Below are 12894 nucleotides of genomic sequence, written 5' to 3' on the forward strand. Positions count from 1 at the left end.
GGCGCCCCGGGCGCAGGCTTAGGGCCGGTTTTGTAACAGCTCGAGTTGCTGGCGGGCGGCGGCGTTCTGCGGATCGGCGAGCAGGGCCGCCTCAAACGCCTCGCGGGCGGCCTGGCGCATATTCAGGCGGAGGAGCACCATCCCCAGATTGACCCACGGCGCCGGCTCTTTGGGGCGCAGGGCGGCCGCGGCGGCGAATTCCTCACGGGCTTCCACGTATTGGCGGCGGCGGGCCAGGGCCACACCGAAATTGAGCCGCGCCTCGTAGCTTTGCGGCGCCTGGCGGGCGGCCGTTTGAAGCTGCTCGAAGGCCTCGGTTTCCCGGCCGGCGCGGGCCAGCTCGAGGCCGTAGTTGAGGCGGGCTTCCAGAAAGTCGGGCGCGGCCTCGAGCAAAGCGGCATAGTGCGCCAGGGCTTCCTCGGTCTGGCGAAGCTCGGCCAGGGTGTTGGCGAGGTTGAAGCGGGCAATGGCATCGTCGGGGTTCAGCTCGACGGCGCGGCGGTAATGGACGAGGGCGGTTTGGGGACGGCCCATTTCCTTGAGGCACTTGCCCAGGTTGACATGGGTGGCGGCGTGAAGGGGGTCCAGTTGCAGGGCGGCATAAAAGCGTTCGAGGGCCTCCTCCATCCGCTGGGCGCGTTGCAACGTCAAGGCCCAGTTGGCGGCGGCGGCCACAAAGCGGGGGCGCCAGCGCAGGGCCTGTTGGAAGGCGGCTTCGGCCTCGCTCCAGCGTTGTTGGGCCATGAGGCTCAGGCCCAGGCCGTTCCAGGCCTCGGCCGAGAGCGGGCGCAGGCGGAGGGCGGCGCGGAAGTGCTGCTCCGCCAGGTCGGGGAGTCCCTGTTTGTCGGCCAGATTGCCCAGCCGGTAGAGGGCCTCGACGTGGGCGGGCATGAGTTTGCGGACCTGCTCCCAATCCTGTTGCGCGCGCTGCAGCTCGCCGGCGGCCTCCCAGAGTTCGGCCCGCCGGGCGTACAGGACCCAATCGCCGGGCCGGCGGGCGAGGGCGGCGTCGTGCACGGCAGCCTGCTCGCGCAGGGCGGCGGGCGTGAGGCGGGGGCGCCACTGGTCCAACTGCGCCTTGAGCTGCAGGCGTTGCGCGGCGTTGTCCCATTGCCCGGTGAAGGGGGGCTGCTCCAGCCGGCGCAGGACCTGCTCGGTGACCTGGTGCTGGTCAAAGTCCGTCAGGGCCAGGCGGGCCGCCACCAGGTTGGTGGAAGGCAGGGACGCGGCCTGGCCCAGGGCCGCGGCCACGGCGGCGGCGACGGCATAATTGCCTGCGAAATTGAGGTGCACATGCTCCCAAAAGAACTCACGGCCGGGGGTCTGGTGCGGGCTGGCCTGGGCCAGTTGCGCCTCCGCATCCACCAGGACGACGCCGGCGTCGTGAAATTCGGCGGCCACGCGGCGAATGATCTGGTTGATCCGGGCATCGGCGCGGAAGCGCAGGGCATCCTCCTGCAGCGCGGCGGCCCAGTCGGCCCGGGCGGGCGCCTCCTGGCCCAGCGCCCTTCGGCAATGGCCGCGCAGGAAGAGCGCCCCCGCGTGATGCGGGCTGAGGCTCAAGGCTTCCTCCAGTTTCTCCAGGGCGTCGGCGGGATGCTGCTGGTGCATCGCCGCGGCGGCCTCGCGCAGCAGGCGGTCAAACCGCGCCGCAGTCTCCGGGGGCAGGGCGGGGCGATGGACGGCGGCCAGCGGGGCACAATCGCGCAGGTTGACAGGAATGGTGCATAAATAGACCGGGATGCGGGCGCGCCGGGCCGTGGCCAGGATGTCCCGCAGGTTTTGCTCGAAATGGGCGTACACTCGCTCAAGCTGGGGCGCATCGGCGGGGACGCGGTGCTCCAGGAATAATTCCATGCCCTCCCAGGTGGGCGGCTCGCCGCCCGCCAGGGCGCGGCGGCAATCGTCCAGCGCCTGGCCGAGCTTGAATTTTTTGGCGGCCAGGGAGGCGCGAATCAGGGCGAGGCCGGGGGCGCGGCGGCCAAAGACGGTGCCGGCGCCGAAAGGCCCCACCACTTCATTGTTGCCCATGAACAGCAGCCAGGCATCGGCCTGCAGCGGCAGGGCATCCCGCGCGATGTCCCGGATGACGTGCGAATTGATGGCCGTGGCGGCGGCATTGATGACCTCCACCTTCTGGGTGGGCCGGCACTCCTGCAACATCACCTCCAGGACCCGCGGCAGGCCATAGGCCGGCTCGGGATCGCCCATGGCGGCGGACTCTCCCAGCACCACCAGGCGGAGGGTGCCGGGCGGTTTGGGGGCGGCGATCCGCATCGGCTGGGGCGTGCGGGCGACAGCGGGCGGGAAATAGCGCCAGCCAAACCGGGGATTGGTCTCCCATACGCGGCCCTCCTCCGTTTGGGTCCTCAGGAAGAACGCGGTGGGATAGCCATAACCGCCCACGCGCAACCCCAGCTCCACGGCCAGCAGCAGCAACCAGGGCAGGGCGAAGATCACCCACCGCAGCCACGGCCGCCGCCGCCGCACAGGCGCGGCTGGGGCCGTGGGGGGCGGCTTGTGCCGGGTCACCGGGGTTTTGCGCATGCGCGCATCATACGCTGCCCCAACGGAAGAAGCAAAACAACAGAAACAGCCCGGGGAAAACGGGGGAGGGCCAGGGCTGAGTCAATGCGCGGCCCGCGTCGTGACACAATGACACAGGGGGGTGGCGAAAAATGAACACTGTGCGGCGTCTGCAACTTTTGTTTTTTTTGCGAAGCCAGGCAGCGGGCGGCGGCGAGCCTGGGGCAGTGGAAGGAGAGACGGAGCAGGAAGAGCGGAAAAGCAAAAGGCCGGGCGAAAACCTCTTCCCCGGATTTGGAGGGTTGGCCGGGGACGGCTTGCGCCAGGCAGCGAGCGCGGGGCAGGCGGTGCGCCCGCGCAAAACCCGATCAGTCAATGTGATGCAAATTCAGCGGGGGAGGCAGCCGATCCTGCAGCTCCAGCCGCCGCAATTCGCGATACAGCAACACGGCAGGCGGGACGAGGAACTTTTGAATGCCCCCGCTGAAAACGGGCGTTGACCGCCGGGCATTGGTCTTGCGTTGATTCTTCGTTTTCATAGGGCATTTTCAGTTAAAGGTTTCAGTTTTCTTATCGTCACACTAACCAGCTTCATTAAATGGTTAAGCTAGGATCGTGCCAAAGTCAGAAATAAGGGCGGGCAGCGGCTTTTTTTCTGCTGTCCGCGCTTTTGCAGCGGTGTTAAGGTGGCGAGGGTGTGGCATGAAAGATTGGATTATCAACTATTTACGCGCGCAGCAGGCGGCGCTGGCGGCGATTCCGCCGGACGCCGTGGCGGGGCTGATCGAGCTTCTGCGCGAAGCGTGGGCCGCAGACCGGCAAATTTTCGCCTTTGGGAATGGCGGCAGCGCGGCAAATTGTTCTCACTTCGCCACGGACTTGGGCAAGGGGGCCTCGGACAAGCTGGGCCGGCGGTTTCGGGTGATGTCGTTGACGGACAATGTAAGCTGGCTGACCGCCCTGGGTAACGATTATGCCTACGAGGAGGTATTTGTCCGCCAACTGCAAAATTATGCGCGGCCGGGGGATGTGGTGATTGGGGTGAGCGTGAGCGGCAGCTCGCCCAACTGCGTGAAGGCCCTGGCGTGGGCCCGGGAGCATGGTTGTCGCACCGTGGCGCTGGTGGGGGCCAAACGCGGCCCCATGGCCGGACTGGCCGAGCAGGTCATCGTCATCCCGGACACCCATTACGGGCGGGTGGAGGACGCGCAGATGGGGATTCTGCACATGCTGTGCTACGCCTTTATGGAGCTTCCCCCGGCGGCGGCGGCTCCGCCTGCAGGGGGAGCCTGAGCGGGCGCGAAAAATTGGCATTGCAATTTTTGGCGGAGAAGGCCAGATTAGCCCTGTGGTTCGGGGCGTAGCGTAGCCTGGCTAGCGCGCTTGTTTCGGGTACAAGAGGTCGTGCGTTCAAATCGCACCGCCCCGACCATTTTTTATTCCCCCCCTGTTTGATTTCCCTTCTGCTGCAAATTGGGGCCCCGCCGGCGGCCGCCTAGTACAAGTGGAAGAAGACTGGCAGCACCTGTTTTTCGTGCAGCAATTCCAGGGAATGAACCACGAGGTAGGCCACGACAAACCAGACCACGCTGAAGAGATGTTTGCGGAAGAGCCGCGGGTTGACCACCAATTCATTGCTTTCCCGGTAATCGCGGATGGCCTGCCAGCGCGGGAAGAAGGCGGGCACAGCGCGGCGGTATGCCGCAAAGCGCTCCCCGTGCAGGGCGAGGAGCTTCTTTTCCTCCTCGCGGATGACCCAGGGGTAATACAGCGCAAACAGCGCGGCCGTGAGGCCCACGAAGGTGAAGGTTTCGGTGGCGGCGGCCACGCCCACGGCGCCCAGGGCGCTGAAGAAATAAAGCGGGTTGCGGCAGAGGGCGTAGGGGCCTTCGGTGACGAGGACGCGGTCCTTGCGACCGGCGATGTAGAGGGTGCACCAGGAGCGGCCGACGAGGGCGGCCAGCACCAGCACCATGCCGCTGATCTCGAGCACAAAATCCAGCCACCCATCTTCGGGCCAGGCGTGCTGGGAGACGGCGGCCACGGCCAGCAGCGCCGCCGCGGCCAGGCGCGTGGTGGCGATGCGAAAGCGCCGGACCGCCCACGGCCAGGAAAAAGCCAACGCTTTGCTTTGCGCCATAGGCGTTAATTGTTCTGGGAGAAACCCTAGCATTTTTTCCCCGGCTTTGCCAATGCGGAAGGCCGCCGGCCCGGCGGCGCCGGCGGGACCGCGGCGGGGTCCGCGAGGCAAAATAAGGCTGGCGTTCGCCAAAAAAATTCTGGCTGGCATTGTCAGAACGGTTAAGGTGGAGGTCTCATGCCCGTCAGCAGCAGGGCCTGCTGGGGGCCGTGGCAAGGAATAGAATGCATATATGGAACCCAAAGCTGATATTGCCGTCATCGGTCTGGCCGTGATGGGCCAGAACCTGATTCTGAACATGAATGACCACGGCTTCACGGTCGTGGCCTACAACCGCACCGTGTCCAAGGTGGATGAATTTCTGGCCCACGAGGCGAAAGGCACGCGCGTGCTGGGCGCCCACAGCATTCCGGAGATGGTGGCGTTGTTGAAACGTCCGCGGCGGGGGATGCTGATGGTCAAGGCGGGCAAGGCGGTGGATGAATTCATCGAGCAGCTCCTGCCGCATTTGGAGCCGGGGGACATCCTCATTGACGGGGGCAATTCGCTTTATCAGGACACCATGCGCCGGACGGCGTACGTGGAATCCAAGGGCCTGCTCTACATCGGCACGGGCGTGTCGGGCGGCGAGGAGGGGGCGCGGCGCGGGCCGAGCATCATGCCGGGCGGCTCGCCGGCGGCGTGGCCGCACGTCAAACCGATCTTTCAGGCCATCGCGGCCAAAGTGGCCGATGGCTCGCCGTGCTGCGACTGGGTGGGCGAAAACGGCGCCGGCCATTTCGTGAAGATGACCCACAACGGGATCGAGTACGGCGACATGCAGCTCATTTGCGAGGCCTATCATCTGATGAAAGACGGCCTGGGCATGACGGCGGACGAAATGCATGAAGTCTTTGCCGAGTGGAACCGGGGCGAGCTGGATTCGTATCTGATTGAAATCACGCGGGACATCCTGGCCTACAAGGACACCGATGGCACGCCGCTGGTGGACAAGATCCTGGACACCGCCGGCCAGAAGGGCACGGGCAAGTGGACGGTGATCGCCTCGCAGGAGATGGGCATTCCCATCACCTTGATTGCCGAGGCGGTGTACTCGCGCTGCATCTCGGCCATGAAGGAGGAGCGGGTCATTGCCGCGCAGCATTTCTCCGGGCCCAAACCGCGCATTGCCGGCGATCGCGCCACGTTCATCCAGGACATTCGCAAGGCGCTGTATGCCTCGAAGATCGTCAGTTACACCCAGGGCTACATGCTGTTGCGCGCGGCGGCGCAGGAGTACAAGTGGAATCTCAACTACGGCGGCATCGCGCTGATGTGGCGCGGCGGCTGCATCATCCGCAGCGTGTTTCTGGGCAAGATCAAGGAGGCCTTTGACAAGAATCCGGCCCTGACCAACCTGCTGCTGGATCCGTTCTTCAAGAAGGAAATCAAGCGCTGCGCCTCGAGCTGGCGCAAGGTGGTGGCCACGGCCGTCCGCAAGGGGATCCCGGTCCCGGCCTTCAGCACGGCGCTGGCGTTCTTCGACGCGCTGCGCAGCGAGCGCCTGCCGGCCAACCTCCTGCAGGCCCAGCGCGACTACTTTGGCGCGCACACCTACGAGCGCGTGGATCAACCGCGCGGGCAGTTCTTCCACACCAACTGGACCGGCCGCGGCGGCAGCACCTCCGCGAGCACGTACACGGTGTAAGGACTCCGGGTTTTCCCGCTCCGCCGTCCGGGCTGCCGGACGGCGTTTTTTTTATTCCAGCTCCAGCCGCCAGCGGCCCAGCAGGTGGAGATTGTCCAGCAGCACGGCGCGCGGGGCGTCGGACTCCATTTCCAGCGTCACGGTGTCCAGCCGGCCGCGGTGCTCGGGCGGGATGACATCAAACAACGTTTCGATTTTGGTCCAACGGGAATCCAGCGGATGGGCGGTTTCGACGGTGAACACCTGCTGGTTGGTGGTGCCGCCGTCGGCAATGAAGGCCCAGCGGAGGGTGGCCCGGCCCTCGAGGGTGCGCGCCCAGAGGCCCAGGCCGCGGGCGTTGAACAAGTCCAGATGCCAGCCCCGCACCACGGTGGTGGCCACCGCCACGCGCCGGCGCTGCGGGGGCAGGGCGACACAGAGCGCGGCATAGCCGTTGTAGGCGTTGGTGTGGAGGGACAGGGCATGTCCCGCCGGCACGTGGCTGTGCCAGCGCCAGTTGTCCAAACCCTCCTCAAAGCCCTCCAGAAACGGCCAGAAGGGCCGGGCAATCTCCTCCAGCCCCGCCGCGCGCGGATGGCACACGCGCATGGGGGAAAAGCGCGTGGGCTGTCCGGGCGCGGTGACAGCCAGAAAATAAACCAGGGGCACGTCGAGGTGCGGCACGGGGACGGAAACGTCCCAGGTGTCGGGCCGGCGGGTGAGCGGGGTGGTGCGCCAGGCCCGGGCTGGCCAGTGGCCGGGCGCATCGAGACTGTGCCACAACACCACCGTGGCGTTGGTGGGGAGGGCGGCCTCGCTCCAGGAGACCTTGAGCTTGCCGGCGATGCCCTCGCAGCGCAGCGTGTCAAAGCCGTTGGTGGCGGGCACCATGCCGGGCTGCGGATAAACCGGCGTCCCCTCCACCCAGGCATCCCCGGCGGGGGCGTCCGGGGCGGCAGCCGGACAGAGCAGGAGCGGCAGGAGGCCCAGCAGGACTGCGCCCCAGCTCCACGGCCGGCTTCCCCGGCCTCGGCGCGGCGGCCGGTGCATGCTTATTTCTCGGACTTTTGGGAGCGCCCGCCGCCCTTGCTGCCGGCGGTCAGGATGGTGCCGGTCAGCACGCCGATGGCAAAAAAGACATAGTACATGATGGCGGCCGGCTGTTTGATTTTGCTGGAAAGCACGGGCGGCATGGAGAACTCCACCGTCTGGCGGTTTTCCATGCCCATCAGCACCAGCGCCAGCAGCACCAGGATGAGAAACAGGGTTTTGAGCAGCAACTTGGTATTCATAAAAAGATCTCGCCCGGCCCGACATTACGCGGGCCGTCCGTGGTGAAAAGGAAAAACTGGGGCGGAGCCGCTAGGGAGCGTCATGCACGCGGATGACCCTGGGATAAAGCCGGGGGGCGCGGCCGTCGTCCACCACCACATCAAAAGTCCAGCCGCGGTCCCAGCAGTCCTGCATGGCCAGGAGGGCGCGGCGCATCAGGCGTTGATAACGCTGGGAGGCCGCGTTTTTGCCGTCGCGATCGAGGACGCGCACCCACCAGAGATGCTCAAGGGAGAGGAAGCAGCCGTCGGGAATGACAATGGCGGCGCGGGCGGGCGGGGGACGGTGCCAGAGGCTGCCGCGCGGGTGCTGCTGCGCATGGGCGCGGAGATGGCGGGCCAGGGCCAGTTGCTCGGGCCAGGGGACATGATGCTCGTGATCGGAGGACCAGAACCAGAGGTAGCGGGCGCCGCGGTCATAGGCGAGCGTGAGGGCGAGCGACGCAATCTGGGGATCGCATTGCCCGTAAATGGCCGTGCCCCAGTGTTTGCCCAGGGGCAGGGTGCCGCCGCGCAGGAAGGCGTAATGGTATTCGAGCAGCTCGCGCGCGGTGTGGGCGCGGGGGCGGCCGGTGAACTTCTGGACGGCGCGGTCAAACTCGGCCAACTGGTAGCGTCCCTCATGGACCAGGCCGGCGCCCCCGCCGCGCATCTGGTAAAAGGTGGTTTCATGCAGGGTTTCCCAGGAGGGGTAATCCACCTGTTGCACGCGCAGATCGCCCAGATTGATGCCGGCCTGCTCCAGCGCGTGGTGGAGATGCCAGGAGCCGTAGGGGCCGGCGCTCTCGTACGTGGCGCGGGTACGTTTTTCGATGAGGGCGGCGGCGTCGGCAAAGTAGCGCAGGGTGCGGTGCACGTTGGTGTCGCCCACCATCAGGATGGAAGGCTCGTCCATGAACATGACCGGCCCCAGGTAATTGGCGCGGTATAAATCGGCCGGAAATTGGAGGGGAACGGGGCCGTCGGCGGGGCAGTGGTAGAAGACCGGCTCGCCGCGCACCCAGGGCACCTGCCCGGGCATGAGGGTGAACAGGTTGAAGCCCGCCTGGATCATCTCCCGGAGGTCCGCCGCGGTGTAGGGGACGTAGTGGTAATCCTGGCGTTGGGGCGACTGCGGCAGGCGCACGCCTTCCTTGTCCTTGAAGGGGCGGCTGTTGCCCACCAGCAGCTCGCGATCGAGGACGAGCCGTTTGGCGTCGGGCCAGGAGGCCCAGGGGGCGTTGGTGCGGCTGTAGTGCAAAGTCCACACGTGGCCCAGCAGCTCCACGGATTCGGGCAACTGGCTTTGGCGGCCGCTGCCGGGGGCGGCGTGGGGCAGGAAATGACGCTGGAAATCAGCCCACGCAGGCAGGAGGGCCAGGCCGCTGAAGCGCTCCACATACTCATAACATTCGCCGGTGGGCGGCAGGCGCAGTTGGTAGCGCAGGATCACGCACTGGTTGGAGCGCGGCCAGGGGTCATCGGCCGTCAGCCAGCGCACCACGCACAAGGGCGGCTCCTCGTAGCGCGCGCGCGGGCGCAGCTCCATCTGCCACCAGGTGGCGGTGCGCCGGCCGAGGCGCTCCGCCGGCCCGCGGCTGAGGCGCAGGCTTTCCAACGTGACCGGCTGGCGGTTCCGGGCGGTGAGGGCCAGGTAACTGGCTTCGGGGCCGGGTTGAGCGGGGGCGGGCATCCCGGCGCACAGCGCGGCGATCCCCAACGCGACAAAGAAGGGGAATGATTTCATGGTATGCCGGCACCTTAAGGAGATCCGCGCCGCGGGTAAAGCCGGGATTGTGGAGCGGGCACGGTGGCGGGACTGCCCGGGAGGGCGGCCGCAAGCCGCGAGACCTCGCTGCCGCGGGCTGGGGCGCGCCTTTTTGCATTGTTTTGCGGGGGGGCCGGGGGTATCTTGGGAGGGCATCGCAATGGACCGCGCTCCATCATCGCCGGATTCAACCGACGGGCCGCGCTGCGGGCCTGGGGGAGGTGCGCATGGTCAGGTTTGACGCGCAGCGGCTGCAGGCGGCCTTGCACACGGCCGCCACGGCGCTGGCCCAATGCCGTCCACCGGCCGCCCCCTGGCAGGGTCATCTTCCCGGCAGTCCCACCGCCACGGCGGCGGTGGTGTGCGCCCTGAGCCTGGCCGACACGGAATGGAAAAGCGCCGAGGACACGCTGCGCCGGCTGGCGCGGCAGGGGGCGGAATGGTTGAGCCATCACGCCAATGGCGACGGCGGCTGGGGCGACACCCTGCGCAGCTTCAGCAATGCCGGCGCCACGGCGCTGGCCTGGGCGGCGCTGGGGCTGGCGCCGGGCGCGGACGAGGCGTTGGGTGAAGCCGGCCGGGCGGCGGAACGCTGGCTTTGCCAGAAGGTGGGCAACACGGCGCCGGCCATTCTGGCGCCCATGATTCGCAACCGGTTTCGGGGGGATCTGGCTTTGGCGGCCGGCGTGTTGATGACGTGCGTGCTGGCGGGGCGGCTGGGGAGTGACATACGCGCCTGGCGGCATGTGCCGGAGCTGCCCTTTGAGCGGGGGGCGTTGCCGCCGGACTGGTGGGCCATGGCCCGGCCGCCGGCGGCGGCGTGGGCCATGCCGTTGTTGCTGGCCGCCGGGCAGGCGCGGCACCACAACCTGGCCGGCGGCTGCTTTTTCACCCGCCTGATGCGCGAGCTGTTTCGCACCTCCACCCTCAACCGGCTGACGGCCCTGCAGGCGGAGGATGGCAGTTTTCAGGCTTCGCCCCTGTTGACCGCATTAACCACCATCGGCCTGCTGGCCGCCGGTTACGGCCGCCATGCCGTGACCGAGAAGGGGGTGGATTATCTGGTGGCCGCGGCGCGGGCGGACGGGAGCTGGCCGATCTTCAGCAGCCCGGATGTCTGGCTGACGGCGCAGGCGGTGCAGGCATGCACGGCGCCGGCGTTGAGTCCGCACCGGCTGCCGGCGTTGAATGAACTCAATGCCCTGCGCCGCTGGCTGCTGAGCCAGCAGCAGCGGCAGGGGGCGGAGGGCCTGCGCCCGGCGGCGGCCGGCTGGCCGGCCAGTGCCCATCCCGGGGCGTGGGCGGAGACGCCGGCCACGGCGGAGGCCCTGCTGGCCCTGCGTTCGCTGGGGGATCCGGGGCCGGAGGTGATTCAGGCTGTGCTGGGCGGGGTGGCCTGGCTGTTGAACGTGCAGAATCGCGATGGCGGCCTGCCGCCCCGGCGGCGGGGCTGGCGCCAGCCGGCGCTGGAGGACAGTGGCGCGGAGGAGACGGCGCTGGCGTTGCGGGCGTGGCTGGCGTGGCTGCATGTGCTGCCCCCCGATCAGCAACATCGCGTGCAGGCGGCGGTGCATCATGCCATCCGCTTCCTCATGGATGAGCAGCGGCAGGATGGCGCGTGGCGCTCGCGGCATTATGGCAACCAGTACGCGCATACGGAGGAGAACCTGACGATGGGCACTGCGGGGGTGCTGCTGGCGCTGCCGGAGCTGGTGGCCCGGTCTTATTTCGAGCTGGTGGAACCGCTCAACAGCGGGGTGTTGTGGCTGGTGAAGCATCAAAACACCGACGGCAGTTGGGGCGGGGGCCACGGCGGGCCGCCGTCGGTGGAGGAGACCGCCCTGGCGCTGGAGGCGCTGGCGGAGGCGCTGCAGCAGCCGGGACCGCTGCTGCTGGAGACGCGGGAGCAGGTGCGCAACGCGCTGGCGTGGGGGGCCAACTGGCTGGTGCAACACCTTGAGGGCGGCAACTGGACCACGCCGGCGCCGCTGGGGTTGCAATGGGGTCAGTTCTGGTATTACGAGGAAACCTGGCCGGCGCTGGGGGTCACCCGCGCTTTGGCAAAACTGGCGCGCCTGGTGTAGCCCCCGGGGCGGCCGGAGCGGCCGGGGCGGACTTCTGCGGCATGCGGCTGTGGTGCCGGAAAACCAGGCGCGAGAGCGGCTTTTTGGGCGAGTAATACACCATCATGTCCTGCAGCCGCATGAGCACCCACGGCTCGCGCGGGGCATAGCCGTTTTTGGTGAACACAATGTCATCAGCCACATACACGCACATGTGCACGGTGCGGATGTCCGGCCCCATCGGCTCGTAGAGCAAAATCAGATCTCCGAACAAATCCGCCTGGGGCACCATGCGATATTCCTTGCGCAACGCCTGCTCCTGGAAGCGTGAATCAATGAAACGATCGTCGGGCTGGTCCTTGAGGAAGTTGTAGGAGGACCAGAAACAATCGGGCCAGCGTCCGGCGATGGTGTTGGTGGGATGCGGGTAGGAATAGAGCAACAGGCGCGGCACGGGCGGAAAAAACCAGGCCACATTCACGCTGCCGCCCTGGGGGAGGCGCTTGAGGGATTCGAGCAGGGGGCGCGCCTGCACCATGCGATTGGGCAGGCCCCAGTAGTGCATCAGTTCGTCCACATCACTGCGGGGGGTGACGCGCAGATTCACCATCAGCGTGCGCACGCGGGCAATGGTGCGGCTGGCCTGCAGGTAATCCTCGGCAGTGAATAACCGGGCCAGCGCCTGCCGGTCGGCAAAACACAACAAACCGTCTTTTTGGTACATCATGCGCTCGAGGATGCGCACGGCGTTGTCCGAGAGATTGTGATGCGCGAACCATTCGTCAAACTCGGCCCGCACGGCAAAGGGATAACAGTAGGGCACGTTGAACTCGTGTTCGGCCAGCACGGCATAAATGCGGGCGCGGGGTTCGGGGGGCAGGTCGCGGATGACTTCGAGCGCCGGCTCGAGGAAGACGCCCGCGGGCGTGATCTGCCAGCGGTTGGTGTCTAACAGACTGGCCTCCAGGGCCGCCGGCAGATTGCAGCTCCGAAAGAACTCCTGCAGCCGCGCCGGGGTGTAGCCGGCGAAAAACCAGGTGTTGGTGGCGGGCGGCGGCGGGTCATATTCAAAATACTCCACCGGCCGCTCCAGCCAGATGGGCACGGTTTCCAGGATGCCCCAGCGGTTGGTGGCCGATTCCTCCAGGGCCTCGAGTTTCGCCGGGTCCAGGCCGCCGGGAGGGGGGGGCCACAAGGAGCGCCCCACATATTGGGCCGCCAGGGTGATGAGCACCCCGGCCAGCACCCACAGGAGAGTGTGCAACAAGTGCCGCTGCCGCACCGCGCCGTTTTGTCGGGCGGGACGGGCCGCGGGTGGGCGCCCTTTGATTTTCATAAAAGCCTCCCTGCTGGCGGCTGCAGGCGGGTCCCATCATTTTTCGGACCCCAACCAAGAAGTCCCCCTCCCCGCCGAAAAAGAA

10 protein-coding genes and 1 tRNA gene are annotated in these 12894 nt (G+C 67.1%); 4 read left to right on the forward strand and 7 right to left on the reverse strand.

The genetic code is table 11. From position 1 onward, the window contains the following. Positions 1-18 precede the first annotated feature (18 nt). Positions 19-2547: a tetratricopeptide repeat protein gene (locus tag N3J91_06570; protein ID MCX8156092.1), complete on the reverse strand. Its 2529-nt coding sequence runs from the start codon at positions 2545-2547 to the stop codon at positions 19-21. A gap of 347 nt (positions 2548-2894) precedes the next feature. Continuing rightward, positions 2895-3065 carry a hypothetical protein gene (locus N3J91_06575; protein ID MCX8156093.1) on the reverse strand — a complete coding sequence of 57 codons (171 nt, stop codon included), beginning with the start codon at positions 3063-3065 and terminating at the stop codon, positions 2895-2897. A 163-nt stretch (positions 3066-3228) separates the two neighbouring features. Here N3J91_06575 and N3J91_06580 point away from each other — a divergent pair, with 163 nt between their 5' ends. Both N3J91_06580 and N3J91_06585 read left to right on the forward strand, forming a co-directional pair. Then, on the forward strand, positions 3229-3819 hold the full coding sequence (locus tag N3J91_06580; GenBank protein MCX8156094.1) for an SIS domain-containing protein: 591 nt from the start codon (positions 3229-3231) through the stop codon (positions 3817-3819). 61 nt (positions 3820-3880) lie between these two features. Next, a tRNA-Pro gene (locus tag N3J91_06585) sits at positions 3881-3958 on the forward strand. 63 nt (positions 3959-4021) lie between these two features. On the opposite strand, the gene N3J91_06590 is transcribed toward N3J91_06585, so the two are convergent. Next, positions 4022-4666, reverse strand: a complete 645-nt coding sequence (locus N3J91_06590; GenBank protein MCX8156095.1) for an isoprenylcysteine carboxylmethyltransferase family protein — start codon at positions 4664-4666, stop codon at positions 4022-4024. A 232-nt stretch (positions 4667-4898) separates the two neighbouring features. Between N3J91_06590 and gnd the strand changes: the two genes are divergently transcribed. Then, positions 4899-6353 carry a decarboxylating NADP(+)-dependent phosphogluconate dehydrogenase gene (gene gnd, locus N3J91_06595; protein MCX8156096.1) on the forward strand — a complete coding sequence of 485 codons (1455 nt, stop codon included), beginning with the start codon at positions 4899-4901 and terminating at the stop codon, positions 6351-6353. 51 nt (positions 6354-6404) lie between these two features. On the opposite strand, the gene N3J91_06600 is transcribed toward gnd, so the two are convergent. From N3J91_06600 to N3J91_06610, 3 genes are all read right to left on the reverse strand, one after another. After that, positions 6405-7382, reverse strand: coding sequence for a hypothetical protein (locus tag N3J91_06600; GenBank protein MCX8156097.1), 978 nt, complete (start codon positions 7380-7382; stop codon positions 6405-6407). Positions 7383-7384: 2 nt separating this feature from the next. Continuing rightward, positions 7385-7624, reverse strand: coding sequence for a hypothetical protein (locus N3J91_06605; protein MCX8156098.1), 240 nt, complete (start codon positions 7622-7624; stop codon positions 7385-7387). 70 nt (positions 7625-7694) lie between these two features. Further along, positions 7695-9389, reverse strand: a complete 1695-nt coding sequence (locus tag N3J91_06610) for a hypothetical protein (protein MCX8156099.1) — start codon at positions 9387-9389, stop codon at positions 7695-7697. A 248-nt stretch (positions 9390-9637) separates the two neighbouring features. Here N3J91_06610 and N3J91_06615 point away from each other — a divergent pair, with 248 nt between their 5' ends. Further along, positions 9638-11494, forward strand: a complete 1857-nt coding sequence (locus N3J91_06615; protein MCX8156100.1) for a hypothetical protein — start codon at positions 9638-9640, stop codon at positions 11492-11494. Here the strand turns inward: N3J91_06615 and N3J91_06620 are convergent. Further along, on the reverse strand, positions 11457-12809 hold the full coding sequence (locus N3J91_06620; protein ID MCX8156101.1) for a hypothetical protein: 1353 nt from the start codon (positions 12807-12809) through the stop codon (positions 11457-11459). The genes N3J91_06615 and N3J91_06620 overlap by 38 nt on opposite strands. Between the last annotated feature and the right edge of the window lie 85 nt (positions 12810-12894).

The organism is Verrucomicrobiia bacterium (assembly GCA_026414565.1).
In the GTDB taxonomy this organism is placed as follows: Bacteria; Verrucomicrobiota; Verrucomicrobiia; order Limisphaerales; family Fontisphaeraceae; genus Fontisphaera.